The organism is Arthrobacter sp. MW3 TE3886 (genome assembly GCF_041262145.1).
In the GTDB taxonomy this organism is placed as follows: domain Bacteria; phylum Actinomycetota; class Actinomycetes; order Actinomycetales; family Micrococcaceae; genus Arthrobacter.
Genome location: NZ_JBGCAN010000001.1, coordinates 2344775 through 2360781, shown reverse-complemented (window position 1 = coordinate 2360781; position 16007 = coordinate 2344775). Strand labels below are relative to the sequence as shown.

Here is a 16007-nt window from a genome sequence, read left to right as displayed (position 1 = left end):
GCCCGACCCTTGCCGCCGACACTCTAGGCGCGTGCCCAACATTCAAGATCACGGGAAGTCTGATGCCCAATAACCTCAAATCCGCGGACACTGTCATCGTTAATGCCGGGGTGCACACCCTGGATCCAAAACAACCATCCGCCAGCACCATCGTCATCGCGAACGGCAGGATCCTCGCCGCTGGCGGCAACCACCTACTTGGCGAGCACCGCGGTCCACGAACCCGAGTGCACGATGCCAAGGGCCAAACCATTACGCCGGGACTCATCGACGGACACATTCACCCCATCCAAGGTTCGGAAATCACGGTCGGCGTCGATTTCGGCCCAGTGTCAACGTTCGACGGTTTCCTCGCCGTCCTGCGCACCGAAGCAGCCAGGGTGCTTGCAGAGAATCCGGCGGGGTGGGTCCGGGGATGGAACCTTGACTACGGCATCTTTGAAGGCAGGCGAATATCCGCTGACCTGATTGAAGAGTCGGTCTACGGCCTGCCGGCGTACATTCTCCTGTTTGATCTTCATACCGCACTGGCGAGCAGGAAAGCTCTGGGACTGAGCGGCATCACAGGTGGGCGCCGGTTTTGCGACAATTCAGAGATAGTTGTTGACGACGCCGGCAACCCCACCGGGGAGTTGCGGGAATCCACTGCCTACGACTTGGTTGCATCCACCGCGCCGGCTCTTTCTGCAGCGCAGTCCGTTGAGAGGGCACGGGAGCTGATCTCCTGCTTGTCGAGAACCGGCATCACCTCAGGAACGATCATGGACGGTGACCTTGCTTCGCTCGATTTCATCGACAACATCGACAGCACCGGATCGGGCTTGCCCGTCAGGCTGGTTTCCGCACTCGAGCATCGGCCCGGCCTGACTGCTGAAGAAGCACGGTCTTACGTCTTGTCGAAGGACCGACGGGGTCATCGCTGGCGCGGCGGACTCGTCAAGCTCTTACTCGACGGTGTAATCGATACGGGAACCGGCTGGCTCTATGAACCGGACACGATGGGCGGCGGAGTGAAATCATTCTGGCCCGATCCGGCCGACTATGCTGCAACCGTCAAAAACTATAGCGACGCAGGATTCCAAATCGCGACGCACGCTATCGGTGATCGAGCCATCGGTGCTGCGATCGACGCATACGTCTCGGCCGGCGTGCGATCCCGGCGGGGAGCCCCGCACCGGATCGAGCACCTGGAGTGCCTTGCGGACAGGGACCTTTCACGTCTTTCCGCGGCAGGCGTCACGGCATCGATGCAGCCGTTGCACATGCAGTGGCGAAAGGCGGACGGATCCGATTCTTGGTCCAGTCGTCTGGGGGCCGAGCGATCGAAACGGGCCTGGAGGATCCGTGACGTCATAGATTCGGGCGCTCCGGTTGCGCTGGGCTCGGATTGGCCCGTGGCCCAGTACGACGCGCGCATCGGCATGGGCACGCCTGCGCCGAATCCCGGGCCGGACCGATGCGCATGTCTTCGAACCCTCACAAAGGTTGACGGCGCTCGAAGCGCTCAAGGGCTTCTCGGTTTGGGCCGCCGAAGCCCAAGGAGACCACGACCAGGGAAGAATCCGGCCCGGGAACAGGGCGGACCTCGCGATATGGGCCGACGATCCCCTTCTGGTTTCAGCCGACGAGCTCATTGACCTCCCGATCGAATCGACCTGGGTGGGTGGAGAAACTGTCTTCAGCCGCCAAGAATAGGCCGCCGTCACCGCCCAGGGGTCCGCCAACAACCATAGACGGATCCCTGTCCGCGTTCCGTCCCAGCCCGACACCCGCAGGCATTAAGCGAGGCCGAGCGCATCCTCGACCATTTCGCCCGGCAGCTGTGCACCAGTCCCGGGGTCACCGCCAGGGGGCAGGTGCCGGTTTGGCGACTTCCCCGGGCAGTGTGCCGGCGGCGGTGGTTGTCGGAATCGAGCCGGACGAGGGCGGTTGGCTGCTGTGGTTCCGGTGGTTTACTTGCTCGTGATGGGGCGCTCACAGAGGGCGCCAAGGCAGGGCGTGTGCGGGAAATTTCGTTGTTCGACAACGCCGGTTGGCGGGCGGATACTGAAGAACCATGAAGCCTACCCAAAGTGGGTTGCGCATCCAGCTTCTTGGCTCGTTCATCGTGTACGTCAACGGGAACGCCGTCGAGAACAGCCGCTGGCGGCTGCAGAAGGCAAAGGCCGTGGTGGCAATGCTGGCGCTGGCGCGTGGTCAGCGTGGCCGTCGCGAGCAGGTACTGGATCGCTTGTGGCCTGACATGGAGCCGGTGGCCGCCGCACGGAATCTGCATCAGACCCTGTACGTCGCTCGCCGTGCGCTCGCCAGCGCTGGAGCCGGCAGCGACGGGCTGCTCGCCATCCGCGGTGAAGTCGTCGTGCTGGATGACACTGGACCGGTCGATGTCGATGTCCTGCAGTTCGAGCGTTCGGCCGTGGCAGCGTTGGCTGCAGGTGACGAGGCAAGCCTGCGCGATGCGGCCGACTTGTACAGTGGTGATCTTCTGCCGGAGCTGCCGGATGCGGACTGGCTGACGACACGCCGCGATGAGCTCCGGGAAATCCATCGCGAAGTACTGGTGAAACTGGGGTCGGCGGTGGCGCAGCGCGCGCCGGAGGAAGCGCTGGTCATCCTCACCCATGCGCTCGAATCCGATCCCGTCCACGAGGGAGCCGTGCGCGCGCAGATGCTGTTGCTGGCTGGGATGGGCCGGCGGTCGGAAGCATTGGCACGATACGAGCGGCTGGTCGACGAACTCCTCGACGCGTTCGGGACCGACCCGGACACCCGGACAATGGCACTGTTTCGCGAGTTGTTGACCGGTTCGCCGCCCGAGGAACGCCTCCACCAGCCCGCCGGCGTGACCGGCCGAGACGATGCCATCGGTTACCTGCCATCCCCGTTGACAAGCTTCATCGGGCGCGAGCGTGAACTCGTTGACGTCGAACGCCTGTTGGGCCATGCCCGCCTGCTCACCCTCACCGGGGCTGGCGGCAGCGGCAAGACCAGACTGGCATTGGAGGCCGCGAAGACAGTTCGTCCTGAGTACGTGGACGGAGTCTGGTTCGTCGACCTCGCGGCCGTTGGGGAATCGCTGCTGGTGGCAGATGCCGTAGCCGAGGTCCTCGGGTTGGATTCCGGCGCGGCACCAAGCCGCGTGCAAACGCTGGTCGACCAACTGCGGCGACGCTCGCTGCTCCTCGTGCTGGACAACTGCGAACACTTGCTGGCGGCCTGTGCGCAACTCGTCGTCGCGCTACTTGACGGCTCCCCCGGGGTTAAAGTGCTGGCCACCAGCCGGGAGCCACTCCATGCCGACGGGGAGTACACCTACCGGGTGCCGTCATTGCCCCTGCCCTCTCCCCTGCGGACCGACGCTCTCGACCTGGCCGTGCTGGGCCAGCTGCCCTCTGTCCGGCTTTTCGTTGAGCGGGCAGCGCAGGTCCGGCCGGGTTTCGCGCTCGACGCCGACAACGCGCAGGGGGTGACAGAGTTGTGCCGACGGCTCGACGGGATGCCGCTGGCCCTGGAATTGGCCGCGGCCAGGGCGGCCGTACTCGAACCCGCCGAGATCGTCCAGGGATTGGGCGATGCTCTGTCCATGCTCGGCGGGGGAACCAGCGGCGTCACGCGGCACCAGACGCTGCGTGGCACCTTGGAATGGAGTCACGAACTGCTCACCAAACCGGAGCAGGTTCTGCTGCGCCGGCTGTCTGTGTTCGCGGGTGGTTTCACCCTCGACGCCGTGGTAGCAGTCTGCGCTGACGCGCCCCTCCAGCAGATCGAACTGCTCGACCTGTTGGCCAAGCTGGTGGACAAGTCTTTGGTGGTCGCCGAAAGGACGGGCGCCGGGACCCGATACCGGCAATTGGAGACGGTCCGCCAGTTTGGCCTCGAGAATCTCGAGCATGCAGGTGAGGCGGCTCAACTGGCCGCTGCGCATTGCGCCTACTTCCTTGCCGTCGCCGAATCCCACAATCCGGAACGGGCCACCGGGGTGGTCATCGAACAGCCGAAGTTGCTCGACCGCGAGCACGACAACCTGCGCGCTGCGTTGCGCTGGTCGTGCGCCCACGAGCCCGAGACCGCGCTCCGGCTCGCCGCCAGCCTGTGGCGGTTCTGGTTCCTCCGCGGTCACGCGGTCGAGGGAGCACGTTGGGTCGAACGTGCCTTGGCGGTGGCTCCCGAGCCGACCCGGCCTCGCGCGGCTGCTCTGATCGGCCTGACCGGGCTGGACAGCCGACAGGGCCGCGGCGATCGGCATCGGGCGCTCGGCGCGGAGGCCCTGGCAATTGTGCGGGAGATCGGCAACCCCGACGAGGTGACGATGGCCCGGCTCATTGAGACCTCGCTCGCCTGGAGCACTTTTGACTTGGACGAGGCCGAACAGCTGGCAGCCGAAGTGCACACCGAGTCAGTCGAGGGTGGCAGACCCGAACATTGCGCTGCCAGCAGTTGGCTGCTCGGCCAGTGCGCGTTGTCCCGGGAGGACGGACCACTCGCCGCCCGTCACCTAAACACGTGCCTGAGCGAACTCGCACAGTCTGAGACCAGCACTCCACCCTTCCTGCCGGTGATCACGCCCAGCCTGCAACTGATCCCGATCGCCGGCCGGTTGGTCCCCTGCGTCGAGGAGACCCTGCTGTTGGGCCGGCGGGTTGGCGTCATCCAAGCCAAAGGCTACGTGCTGTCCGCAATCGGCTACGCGGCCAGGCTTTCGAGAGACACGCAGTCTGCGATATCCGTCATCACGGATGCAGCCGAACATTTCGCCGAGTTAGGAGATGACTTGGCTAGGGCGCAAACACTTCACCAACTTGGCTGCATTCTGCGCGACTGTGGCGACCACAGCGCGGCCCATGAGGCCCTGTCCTTGGCGCGGGAGCTTCGGCTTGGCCTCGGCGACCGACGCGGCGAGCTGCTGTCCGAGATTAATATCGCCCTGCTCCGCGCCATGGGTGGTGATATCGACCGTGGCCTGACAGACGCTCGGCGTTGCCTTTCGGGGTTCGAGTCCGCGGGAGATCAGGTGGGGATGGGCGCCACGCTGACCATTCTCGGTGCTGCCGAACTGATCTCCGGGGAGGTCCGGGCAGCCCGGGAAATGTACAGGCAGGCAGCGGAAAAGGTCGCCCCATGGCGGCGACACACCGGCTGGCAACGGTTGATGGTGGCAGAGCTATCCAACGAGCTCGGCGACCCACATCGGGCGGCCCGCGAAATTGACAGGGCTGGGGCGATTTTCGACCGAACGAGATGCCTCATCGCCGGTCAGCGGCTCGCCGCACTGCGTAGGCGGGACTCCGATGATGATGTTGAGACGGCGTTGAGTGCCCGTTGAGGACGGTTCACTAGCGTTTTTCCTGGATCTGACAAATGGATCTGACAAACAGACAGCAATCAGGAGGAACGCATCGTGACAACGACGCAGACTAGGCCGACCCGCATCGGTGAGGCCACCATCGCCGAGTTCGCCGCCGGCCTGCGCGGCACTGTCGTCCTGCCAGGGGACGCGGACTACGACCACGAACGCAGCATCTGGAACGGGGCCCACGACCGCCGCCCGACGCTCATCGCACGCTGTGCGGGTGTGGCGGATGTGATCCGCACGGTCGATCTCGCGCGCAGTGAGGGGTTGCCGTTGTCGGTTCGCGGCGGTGGCCATTCGATCCCCGGGTTTTCCACCGTCGACGACGGTATCGTGCTGGACCTTTCGCTGATGAAGGGGGTCCAGGTGGACCCTGCCCGCCGCCGCGTGACGGCACAGGCAGGGTGTACTTGGAAGGATCTGGATGCAGAGACCCAGCAATTCGGGCTTGCGGTGACCGGTGGCCTGGTGTCCTCGACCGGCATCGCCGGCTTCACCACAGGCGGCGGCATCGGCTGGCTCGTGCGCAAGCACGGGCTGGCCAGCGACAATCTGGTCGGCGCCGACGTCGTGACCGCTGACGGGCAGTTCATTCACGCCAGTGCCGACGAGCACCCCGATTTGTTCTGGGGACTGCGCGGCGGCGGCGGCAATTTCGGTGTGGTGACGTCCTTCGACTATCAATTGCACGACGTGGGGCCCACCGTCCTTTCCGGCCTGGTCTTCTACCCCGGAGAAGAGGCGGAGCAGGTGTTGCGAGGCTATCGAGCGGCCTGCGCGGCGGCCCCCGATGAGCTGACCACGCTGGTCAACATGACCACGGCGCCGCCGGTCCCGTTCCTGCCAGAATCGGTGCACGGCAAGCCGGTCATCGCTGTGGGAGGGTGTTGGACCGGCGACCCAGATGCCGGCGAGGCCGCCACCGCGCCCTTCCGGTCTTTGGGCACGGTCATCGCCGATGTGTTCGCCGCCCACCCGTACGCGGGATGGCAGCAGGCGCTCGATCCGCTGTACCCGCGGGGCGTGCACAACTATTTCCGCTCGGCATTTCTGCGCGTCGCCGACGACGCGTCCGTGCGCGTGCTGCTGGACTCGTTTGTAGCATCGCCCAACGCCATGACGGAGATTCACGTGCACCACCTTGGCGGCGCGGTCGGACGGGTTCCTGCCGAAGCAACGGCCTTCGCACTCCGTGATCAGGAATTCATCGTCAACGTTATTGCACGCACGCCGACGGCGGAAGGCTTCGCGGATGTCGTCGAATGGGCCCGGGGCGTGACGTCCGCGCTCGGTCCGGATGCAGCGGCCTACGTCAATTTCACAGGTGAAGCGAATACGGCGCTCGTCCGGGCGTCGTACCCGGCGGATACATACCGGCGGCTCGTGGAACTGAAGAACGAATACGACCCCACCAATCTATTCCGGTTGAACCAGAACATCGCCCCCACGGTGTGACAGCACAGCCTGCGTGAGAAGTGGATGATCGACCGAGGACCGGGAAGCAACCTGACAGCCCGCGCCAGAGGCACCTCGAATCCCGCGGCAACTGACCGGCCCCGCCGGTCAGTGGCCGCGGGAAAGGAGACCCGAATGAGCTTCGCCCGTCCGGTTGCTGAGACGTCTCCATCGCATAGATCGTCCGTTCTGGATGAGCCGGATATCCAGGACGGGTGCCATGCTGGCCCCATGGATGATTGGGGCGGTGTGGTTTGGCCACACGGTTATCACCGACTGCCTCGACCGTGCCGACTCAGTGTCTATTCGGTAGAACCTGCGGTCCGCGCGCATCGGCAGGCAACATCAAGTCCTGGATGCGGTTCGTCCGGCGGAGAGTGAGGGCCTGTGAGCGACGTGGCTGAGCGGCAAGTGGGTGCAGCCGGGGTCGTGCTGTTGACGTTGGCGATGGGGCAGTTCGTGATGGCCCTGGACACCACCGTGATGAACACGGCGATCGCGACGGTGGCCAGCGACCTCGGGACCACGGTGACCGGCATCCAGACGGCGATCACGCTCTACACGCTGGTGATGGCGTCGTTGATGATTACGGGCGGCAAGATCGGCGAGATCATCGGCCGGAAGCGGGCGTTCGCGATCGGGTGCGTCGTATATTCCTGCGGATCGTTGACGACGGCACTGGCCCCGAACCTGACCGTGCTGATCATCGGCTGGTCATTCCTGGAGGGTCTGGGAGCCGTACTGATCATGCCGGCGATCGTGGCGCTCGTCGCGTCGAACTTCGGCAAGCCCGAACGGCCGCGTGCCTACGGGCTGGTCGCCGCCGCCGGCGCCATCGCGGCGGCACTCGGCCCGCTGATCGGCGGCGCGTTCACCACCTACGCATCGTGGCGCTGGGTGTTCGCCGGCGAGGTCCTCATCGTGGTCGTCATCCTGCTGCTCGCGCGGCGCGTTAACGACACACCCGCTGCGGAGGGTGTCCGCCTCGACCTCGTGGGCACGGTGCTGTCGGCGCTCGGTCTCACTTTGATCGTCATGGGCATCCTCCTCTCGGGGTCGTGGGGGTTCGTGCAGCCCAAACCCAACGCGCCGGAGTGGCTCGGGCTGTCTCCGGTCATCTGGCTCATCCTCGGCGGCGGTGTGGTCCTGGCCCTTTTCATGGCGTGGGAGAACCGGCGCATCGCACGCGGTGAGGGCGCGCTCATCGACCCCGCGATGCTCCGCAACCTCCAGCTGCGCAGCGGCGTCACCTCCTTCCTGTTCATGTACCTCGTCCAAGCAGGCACTTTCTTCGTCGTCCCACTGTTCTTGTCCGTGGCGCTCGGGCTTTCGGCGATCGAGACCGGAGTGCGCCTGCTGCCTCTTTCGCTGACTCTGCTGATCTTCGCCATAGGCATACCGAAACTGCGCCCGGACGCTTCGCCACGACGTGTCGTCAACGCCGGCTTCGTCGCCCTGTTCACCGGCCTGGTGCTCCTGGTCGCACTGCTCGAAGTCGGCGCGGGTCCAGAGATCGTGACCTGGCCGCTGCTGCTCGCGGGTTCCGGACTGGGAGCGATGGCCTCCCAGCTCGGCAGCGTCACCGTGTCCGCCGTGCCTGACGAACAAAGCGGTGAGGTCGGCGGTCTGCAGAACACCGGCACCCAGCTCGGCGCCTCGATCGGGACCGCGCTAGCCGGCGCTGTGCTCATCTCCGCGCTCAGTGCCTCGTTCTTCGCGATCATCCACGACAACCCGGAAATCCCGGCCACCCTTGAGTCGCAGGCGCAAGTACAGCTCGCGGATGGGGTTCCGTTCGTTTCCGACGCGGACCTGAGGGCCGCGCTCACTGCCGCGAACGTTCCCTCCGCGACTATCGACGCGGTCTCGGAGGCGAACGCGGACAGCCAGATCCAAGGGTTACGCGCCGCCATCTCCATCCTTGCCCTGATCACACTGCTCGCCCTGGTCTTCACCCGCGGCATACCAACCATTCAACCCGGCACCCAAACCAAGCAGGACTCCCAACGGGCGCCGTGATCCTCAACGGCTCGCAAGCACGGCCGCGTTCAACACCGCATTGCGCATCGCGATGCCCGATCGGGTGTTGGGTACGAGGAGGCGCGATGCGATGCCGGCGCCCCGTAGTAGCGGTCGGACGTGTTGGCGGTGCCTGTGTTCATATCCGGCGAAAGCAGCGGTGTGGTCGCCCGGATGGGCGGCAATCGCGTCGGCGAGGGTCTTGGCTCCAACGATCGCGCTGCTGGAGCCTTCACCGAACAGCGAGATGCAACTCGCCGCGTCACCGAGCAGCACCACGCGGCCGGCACTCCACTGCGGTATGTCCACGCGGGAGACGGCGTCGAAGTACCTATCGCCGGACGCACCCCATTCCTCGAGCGCGAGCGTGGTGAGCCATCCGCCGCCGGCGTAGGTGGACTCGACGAGGCTTCTTCCTTGTTCCGCATCGCGGTAGTCGAAATCGTGCTGCCCACGGAAGATAAATGCGAAACCGGGCTTCCCACCCGCCGGATGGATGGTCAAGGAGGTTCCCGGTTCGTTGTACAACAGCACGGTGCGCGGGTCCGCGACCGGCACAGGGGCGCGCACGGTGCCCACGAACATGCCGAAAGGGCGGGAAAAACGTTCCTCGGGGCCGAATGCCAGGCGCCGAACGGTGGAGTGGAGTCCGTCGGCTCCCACGACCAGGTCGAAGCGACGGGAAGGGGTCCGCTGAAACTCGACGTCGATTCCGCCGCCGTCTTGGTGCAAGGCAGCGATCGAGTCGTCCGGGATGATGAGACTTGTCTCCCGGGCCTTGTCGAACAACAGGCCGATGAGTTCATTGCGGGCGACCTCGACCTCCTGATGGCGGTCGACGCGTCGGCGCGTGCGGATTGTGGCCTGTGGCCGCCCGTCCGCGTCGACGAAGACCAGGCGTTCGACACCGGTGGCAGCCTCCTCCAGGCGCGGCCAGATGCCCATTTGCCGTGCAATCGCGACCGCTGCTCCGCGTACGTCGATAGGGTTGCCGCTGAATCGTGTGTCGGCCGCTCTTTCCACGATCGTGACCGACCAGCCAGCCTTCTCCAGCCAGTACGCGGCGGTCGAGCCGGCAATCCCGCCGCCGGAGACCAGTACGCTGCGATCCACCATGCCCCCATTCAAGCACTCAACACCGGAGGCAAGTCCGCACTGCTGGCGATCCCGCGGCGGACCCAATTTGGATCGCACCGGCCCGATCCGAAACCCAGAGCGCGGACATTGTCCACACTCTTCCGCCAGTGCATTAGCTGCCTGTTCGACGCGCGACCCGGTACGGTTCACACCGCCATCGAGCGGGTGGTTAGGCTGGGTGGATGGCGACAGTTATTCTCGTGCGGCACGGCCGCACCACAGCCAATGCCACTGGATTGCTTGCCGGTCGGGCCGTCGGCGTCAGCCTGGACCAGATCGGGCGCGACCAGGCGGCTCTGACCGGAGACCGGCTCGCGGCCGTGCCAGTAGTCGGTGTGGTGTCGAGCCCTCTTGAGCGTTGTCAGCAGACCGCCCAGCTCATCCTCGATCGCCAGGCTGGCTCGCCGTACGCGCCGGTCGATCCCGATCTCACCGAGTGCGATTACGGCCAGTGGGAGGGCCGCACGCTCAGTGATCTCGCGACCGAGGATTTGTGGCCCGTTGTGCAGTCGCAACCGTCCGCCGTCGTCTTTCCCGGCGGTGAATCCATGGCCGCGATGCAGGCTCGGTCGGTGGCAGCGATTCGACGCCACGATGCAGCCTTCGAAGCCGAGTACGGGCCAGGGGCCGTGTGGGTGGCGGTGAGTCACGGTGACATCATCAAGTCAATCCTCGCCGACGCGCTCGGCATGCACCTTGACCTGTTCCAGCGTATAAACGTGGGGCCCGCCTCCGTATCGATCGTGCGCTACGGCGCTAGTCGGCCGAGCGTTTACGCGACCAACACCGACGCGGGTGATCTGTCGTGGCTGTCGAACGGCATCCACTCTGGCGACGCGCCGGTGGGCGGCGGTGGGGGGCAAAAGGCGCCATGAACCTCATGTGCCTAGAATACTGACATGCCTACACGTGTTCACGAGTTTGCCTGGCCTGATCGGGTCGTCGTTGGCACCATTGGCCTTCCGGGGGCGCGAACGTTCTATCTGCAGGTGCGCGCAGGGTCGCAGATCGTGAGTATTGCCCTGGAGAAGCAGCAGTCGGCTCTGCTCGCGGAGAAGATAGACGAAATTCTCGACCAGCTGATCACCCTCGAGGGCAACCCCTTCAGCGTTCCCACGAGTACTCCCATTGAACTTGTCGACAATGACCAGCTCGAGGCCGTTCAGGAGCAGTTTCGTGCCGGCGCCATGAGCTTAGGTTGGGACCCAACCACTGCCCAGGTCGTATTAGAGGCCCAACCCATCACCGATCTCGATGCTGATGACAACGACGAATCGCTCGATGAGGACGGCGCTAACGAGCCCGAAATGCTGCTGGTGCGAATGCCGGTCGGCACCGCCCGCGCATTCGCCAAGCGCACCCGGGAGATCGTGGGCGCCGGGCGTCCGACGTGCCCGCTCTGCGGTTACCCCATAGACGCCGACGGGCACATCTGCACCCTTCCCGAGGTCTGATGCCAGCGCCGGACCTAGTGACCGCCGGGCTGACGCTCACCGGCCGCATCACGACGGCTTCAAACGCTACCTTTCTGGGCAGCATCGGCGACGTGGTGGTCGTCTATAAGCCGATAGCAGGCGAAAGTCCGCTGTGGGATTTTCCCCACGGCACACTGGCTCAGCGGGAGGTGGCCGCCTACCTGGTCTCGCAGGCCTTCGGCTGGGACGTCGTGCCCCACACCTGGCTGCGCGACGGTCCGATGGGCGAAGGCATGGTGCAGCTCTGGCAGGAGCCAGACCCAGCCCAAAGCGCCGTGAACCTGGTCGCGACGGACCACGTCCCGGAGACGGGCTGGAAACACGTTCTCGAGGGACGGGATGAGAACGGACGGATGGTCGCCCTCGTTCACGAAGACTCGCCGGCGCTCAGACGCATGGCGGTGTTCGACATGGTCGTCAACAACGCCGACCGCAAAGGCGACCACATTCTTGCCATGACGGACGGACACCGGCACGGCGTGGACCATGGGCTCACCTTTCACCGAGACCACAAGCTGCGCACGGTGCTGTGGGGATGGCTGGGAGAAGCTCTGACCGTCGAGGAACGCAACGGCATCGATCGTGTCAGCGAAGGACTGCACGGTGGGCTGGGCCGAAACCTGGCGGACTTGCTCAGCGCCGAAGAAATCGCATCGCTCGCCGCGCGCTGCGCCCGGTTGCGCCTGGCAGGGCGGTTTCCGGCTCCGAGCGGTGAGATGTCGGCGGTGCCCTGGCCGCTGTTCTAAGGGAATTACCCACCGGCCCCTGACCAGGGAAAAGACGTGCCCGAGGTGGGACTCGAACTGCATGCACTCCCCCGCAAACACTGGACGCGCCCGGAAACATGCGGAATCCGGCCCGCACCGCCCCACATTCGACCCGGTCGGGTTGGAATGGGCCCTGCCCCGCCGAAGGGCAGGGCCCATCGCCGTCAGATAGCGAGGTAGCCGCCGTCGATGTTGAACAACGACCCTGTAGCGAACGCGGCGGCGTCGGAACCGAGCCACGCGACGGCCTCTGCGATGTCCTTGGGTGAGCCCAGCCGGCCGATCGGGTGTTTCGCCAGCAGCGCCTCCTTGAAGCCAGGGTGCGTTTCTTCGAGGGAATCGATCATGGGCGTCTGGATCACACCAGGCAGTACGGCGTTCACGCGGATGCCGCGCTCGGAATACTCGACGGCTGCGGCGCGCGTCAATCCGATCACACCATGCTTAGAGGTCACGTATGCGGATTGGTGTGCAATCGCTGCCTGGCCGAGCGATGATGCGGTGTTGATGATGGACCCACCGCCTTGAGAGAGCATCTGGGGGATCTCTACTTTCATGCTGATGAAGACGCCGGTGAGGTTGACCGCGATGATTTTGTTGAAGTCCTCGACGGTCACGTCGGCCAGGTCCGGCCCGCTCAATTCGATTCCGGCATTGTTGTGCGCGATGTCGAGGCGGCCATAGCGGTCTACCGTTGCGCGGACGAGGGCGGTCATCGAGTCGAGATCTGTGACGTTGGCGCGGACGAACATGGCGTCGTCCCCGGCGCCCACAACCTCGAGCGTCTCCTGTCCGGCTTCTTCCGAGAGGTCAGCCACGACTACGCGTGCACCCTTTTCGGCAAGCACGCGGGCCGTCTCTCGGCCGATTCCGCCTCCTCCTCCGGTGACAATGGCGACTTTGCCGGCAAGCGATTCACTCATGATATTCCTACTTTCCATTGCGGTTGAGGCACCCTGAATTTGAGTGCCTCACGTTGTGATGCGGTTCAATCAACTGGCGACTACTACACGCCACCAGTGCCCGGGCGCTGGACGGACAGCGGGCAGGGCGTTCAGTCGGCGACGTTTGCTGCGGTGCGCCCGGTGTGGGTGAGTCGGAGCGCCGGGGGTGCGGCGGGTGCCATCTCGCTGCGCAGGACCGGAACGATCTCGGTTCCGAGGATGTGGAGTTGTTCCTGCGCGATGCCGGCGGGAGTGCCGAAGGCGTCGATGGTGAACAGGAGGCGGTGGACGTCGCCGGAGTAGTCGCGGTAGGCCAGGATCTTGTCGATCACTTCCTGGGGGCTGCCGACGGCCAGCGGTGTCTGGGCGCTGTACTCCTCGACCGAGAGGCCGCCGAGGCGCGGCGTTCCGGCGAAGTAGGCACCGTATTCGGCCCGGGCGTCCTGGGAGCGCGGACGGATGAACGCTTGCGCGCCGAGTCCGACGATGGCGTGTGCCGCGGGGCCGTGGCCGTGGTGCTCGAAGCGTTCCCGGTACAGCTGCACCATCCGCTGGGTGTGTGCCGGCGGAGCGAAGATGTGGTTGGAGAAGTAGCCGTCCCCGTAGAACGCGGCCTGTTCGGCGACCTCGGGTGTCCTGACGGAGCCGTGCCATACGAAGGGTGGCGTGCCGCCCAGGGGACGCGGCACTGACGTAAACGATGTCAGCGGGGAGCGGTGTTTGCCGGTCCAGTCGACATTCTCCTCGGTCCACAGCCGGCGCAGCAGCGCGTAGTTCTCGGTGGACAGTGCGAGAGCGTCGCGGACGTCTTTGCCGAACCACGGATAGACGGGGCCGGTGTTGCCGCGGCCGAGCATGATGTCCGTACGCCCCTTGGAGAGGTGCTGGAGCACGGCGAAGTCCTCGGCGATCTTCACCGGGTCGTTCGTCGTGATCAGTGTCGTGGCGGTCGAGAGCAGCAGCCGGCTGGTCCGTGCGGCGATGAACGCGAGGAGGGTGCTCTGGGCGGAGGTCACGAACGGCGGGTTGTGGTGCTCTCCCACCGCGAAGACATCGAGCCCGAGCTCTTCGGACGTGACGGCGAGGTCGACCATCTGGTCCAGGCGCTCTGTGTCTCCGGGGATGCGTCCCGTGACGGCGTCCGGGGTGCGGTCGCCGATGCTGAAGATTCCGATCTGCATGATGATTCCCCTCTACTCTGTGATCCGGGGTGCCCGCAACGCGGCGGCGGGCGCGGCGGCGGTCGGTGCGGGAAAAGCCCCGGCGGTGCTCATGCGTCTTCCTTCGCACCGGTGAGGACCGCGAGATCCTCGAGGCTCGGGTAGTCGAGGTAGCCGGTGGCGTCGCCGCCGTAAAAGCTTGAGCGGTCGGGGGTGTTGAAGGGGCCGCCGGCGGCGAGCCGTGCGGGCAGGTCGGGGTTGGCCAGGAACAGGGCGCCGAAGGACACGAGGTCGGTGGTGCCGTCCTCGACGAGGGCCAGCGCATCGGGCCCGGTGGGGTCGGGAGCGGTGTTCGGGTTCAGGACGAGGGTGCCGGGCCAGGCGGCGCGGAGGGTATTGGTGAGTTCACGGTCGGCGGATTCCATGATGTGCAGGTACGCCAGGCCCAGGGGTGCGAGCTTTCCGACGAGGGCCGTGTAGGTCGCCGCTAGGTCGGCGTCGTCCTGGATGTCGTTGAAAGTGGCGCCGGGTGAGATCCGGAATCCGACCCTTTCCGCGCCGATCGCTGCGGCGACGGCGGACGCGACCTCGACGCCAAAGCGGATACGTCCTTCCACGCTGCCGCCCCAGTCGTCGGTACGGATGTTGGAGTTCGGGGCCAGGAACTGGTGGATGAGGTAGCCGTTTGCGCCGTGGATCTCGACGCCGTCGAAGCCGGCGTCGATCGCGTTGCGCGCAGCGTCGGCGAAGTCCGAGATCGTCTGGGCGATCCCGGTGTCGGGGAGCTCGCGCGGTTCGACGAATGCCTGCATCCCCTCGTACGTGTAGACCTGTCCGGCGGCCGTGACGGGCGACGGGCCCACGGGATGCATCCCCTCCGGGAGCAGGCTCGGGTGGCCGACCCGGCCGGTGTGCATGAGCTGGGCGTAGATCACGCCGCCGTTCTCGTGGACTGCCGTCGTCACCGGCTTCCAGGATTCAACCTGCTCAGCCGAGTGCAGGCCGGGGGTGTTGGTGTAGCCCTGGCCGACGGCCGAGGGCTGGATCCCCTCGCTGATGATGAGTCCGGCGCCGGCGCGTTGCGCGTAGTACTCCGCCATCATCGCGGTGGCGGTTCCATCGGGGGCGGTCGCGCGGCTGCGCGTCATGGGCGCCATCACGAGGCGGTTTTTCAGGGCCATGCTGCCCAGTTCGTAGATCTCAAAGGCGGTCGTCATGGTTGTGCTGTCCTCACTGTTGGGGTGCGGCCACCGGTGGCGGTGACCCTGTTGGGCGTTCAAATACGGTTCGAACGTTTCCGGCTAGGAGGTGCTCTCGCTCCGCCGGGAGGCGTGACCTGAACGGCGTGCGGCCCGGCGCAGCCTTCGGTTGCGTGCCGCATTGCTCAGCCGGCTGTGCGCGAGCAGCAGCCGCGGCACGACCTGGTAGACCGATAGGGGAACGACCACGAGGGTAAGCACGAACGTCCGCAGGACGGGGTGCCAGTCCTGGGTGAACGGGGCCATGGCGGCCATTCCTAGTGCGACCAGGGGAAAGATTGCGCACCACGTGATGAAGGCGCGAACGTGCACTGAGGCGATGCCGGCGGTGCGGTGGTGGTGTGAGTCGGTTTCGTCAGCGGCGAGTGCCTTGCCTTCGTGTTCCATCTGTCTCCATAAAGTTGGTGGGCGCCGCAGTATGTGCGGCGTGAAGCACGGTGC

The 16007-nt window shown here is 65.6% G+C and carries 12 protein-coding genes and 1 pseudogene; 8 read left to right on the top strand and 5 right to left on the bottom strand.

What is annotated here, in order from left to right:
• Nucleotides 1–62 precede the first annotated feature (62 nt).
• The 5 genes and pseudogenes from ABH915_RS10680 to ABH915_RS10660 form a co-directional block, all read left to right on the top strand.
• Nucleotides 63–1355, top strand: a pseudogene (locus ABH915_RS10680) (amidohydrolase); the annotation flags it as partial.
• A gap of 16 nt (nt 1356–1371) precedes the next feature.
• On the top strand, nt 1372–1695 hold the full coding sequence (locus ABH915_RS10675) for an amidohydrolase family protein (protein WP_370124987.1): 324 nt from the start codon (nt 1372–1374) through the stop codon (nt 1693–1695).
• A gap of 361 nt (nt 1696–2056) precedes the next feature.
• A complete protein-coding gene (locus ABH915_RS10670; RefSeq protein ID WP_370120867.1) occupies nt 2057–5323 on the top strand; it encodes a BTAD domain-containing putative transcriptional regulator in 3267 nt (1088 codons plus the stop codon).
• Nucleotides 5324–5398: 75 nt separating this feature from the next.
• Nucleotides 5399–6805 (top strand): FAD-binding oxidoreductase, encoded by a 1407-nt coding sequence (locus tag ABH915_RS10665; protein ID WP_370120864.1) that lies wholly within the window; start codon nt 5399–5401, stop codon nt 6803–6805.
• Between the two features lie 387 nt (nt 6806–7192).
• Nucleotides 7193–8824: an MFS transporter gene (locus ABH915_RS10660; protein ID WP_370120861.1), complete on the top strand. Its 1632-nt coding sequence runs from the start codon at nt 7193–7195 to the stop codon at nt 8822–8824.
• Between the two features lie 3 nt (nt 8825–8827).
• Here ABH915_RS10660 and ABH915_RS10655 read toward each other — a convergent pair whose 3' ends face one another.
• The gene (locus ABH915_RS10655) at nt 8828–9940 is read right to left on the bottom strand and encodes an FAD-dependent oxidoreductase (RefSeq protein WP_370120858.1); all 1113 of its coding nucleotides are present in this window, start codon (nt 9938–9940) and stop codon (nt 8828–8830) included.
• A gap of 203 nt (nt 9941–10143) precedes the next feature.
• On the opposite strand from ABH915_RS10655, the gene ABH915_RS10650 reads away from it, so the two are divergent.
• Genes ABH915_RS10650 through ABH915_RS10640 form a run of 3 tightly spaced genes read left to right on the top strand, consistent with a single transcriptional unit; the run spans nt 10144 to nt 12182 of the window.
• On the top strand, nt 10144–10836 hold the full coding sequence (locus tag ABH915_RS10650; protein ID WP_370120856.1) for a histidine phosphatase family protein: 693 nt from the start codon (nt 10144–10146) through the stop codon (nt 10834–10836).
• A 24-nt stretch (nt 10837–10860) separates the two neighbouring features.
• A complete protein-coding gene (locus ABH915_RS10645; protein WP_370120853.1) occupies nt 10861–11415 on the top strand; it encodes a DUF3090 domain-containing protein in 555 nt (184 codons plus the stop codon).
• Nucleotides 11415–12182 (top strand): SCO1664 family protein, encoded by a 768-nt coding sequence (locus ABH915_RS10640; RefSeq protein WP_370120850.1) that lies wholly within the window; start codon nt 11415–11417, stop codon nt 12180–12182. Before ABH915_RS10645 ends, ABH915_RS10640 begins: the two co-directional genes overlap by 1 nt.
• A 185-nt stretch (nt 12183–12367) precedes the next feature.
• On the opposite strand, the gene ABH915_RS10635 is transcribed toward ABH915_RS10640, so the two are convergent.
• The 4 genes from ABH915_RS10635 to ABH915_RS10620 form a co-directional block, all read right to left on the bottom strand.
• A complete protein-coding gene (locus tag ABH915_RS10635) occupies nt 12368–13126 on the bottom strand; it encodes a glucose 1-dehydrogenase (RefSeq protein ID WP_370120849.1) in 759 nt (252 codons plus the stop codon).
• Between the two features lie 131 nt (nt 13127–13257).
• Nucleotides 13258–14328 carry a CE1758 family FMN-dependent luciferase-like monooxygenase gene (locus ABH915_RS10630; RefSeq protein ID WP_370120846.1) on the bottom strand — a complete coding sequence of 357 codons (1071 nt, stop codon included), beginning with the start codon at nt 14326–14328 and terminating at the stop codon, nt 13258–13260.
• Nucleotides 14329–14417: 89 nt separating this feature from the next.
• On the bottom strand, nt 14418–15524 hold the full coding sequence (locus tag ABH915_RS10625) for an alkene reductase (RefSeq protein ID WP_370120843.1): 1107 nt from the start codon (nt 15522–15524) through the stop codon (nt 14418–14420).
• A gap of 84 nt (nt 15525–15608) precedes the next feature.
• Nucleotides 15609–15953, bottom strand: coding sequence for a hypothetical protein (locus ABH915_RS10620; protein ID WP_370120841.1), 345 nt, complete (start codon nt 15951–15953; stop codon nt 15609–15611).
• Nucleotides 15954–16007: the final 54 nt, after the last annotated feature.

Bases quoted from the DNA above. Each gene is read 5' to 3' on its own strand.
- ABH915_RS10645 (WP_370120853.1), top strand. From the start codon at position 10,861: ATGCCTACACGTGTTCACGAGTTTGCCTGGCCTGATCGGGTCGTCGTT.
- ABH915_RS10620 (WP_370120841.1), bottom strand. From the start codon at position 15,953: ATGGAACACGAAGGCAAGGCACTCGCCGCTGACGAAACCGACTCACAC.
- ABH915_RS10635 (WP_370120849.1), bottom strand. From the start codon at position 13,126: ATGAGTGAATCGCTTGCCGGCAAAGTCGCCATTGTCACCGGAGGAGGA.
- ABH915_RS10670 (WP_370120867.1), top strand. From the start codon at position 2,057: ATGAAGCCTACCCAAAGTGGGTTGCGCATCCAGCTTCTTGGCTCGTTC.
- ABH915_RS10640 (WP_370120850.1), top strand. From the start codon at position 11,415: ATGCCAGCGCCGGACCTAGTGACCGCCGGGCTGACGCTCACCGGCCGC.
- ABH915_RS10650 (WP_370120856.1), top strand. From the start codon at position 10,144: ATGGCGACAGTTATTCTCGTGCGGCACGGCCGCACCACAGCCAATGCC.
- ABH915_RS10625 (WP_370120843.1), bottom strand. From the start codon at position 15,524: ATGACGACCGCCTTTGAGATCTACGAACTGGGCAGCATGGCCCTGAAA.
- ABH915_RS10630 (WP_370120846.1), bottom strand. From the start codon at position 14,328: ATGCAGATCGGAATCTTCAGCATCGGCGACCGCACCCCGGACGCCGTC.
- ABH915_RS10655 (WP_370120858.1), bottom strand. From the start codon at position 9,940: ATGGTGGATCGCAGCGTACTGGTCTCCGGCGGCGGGATTGCCGGCTCG.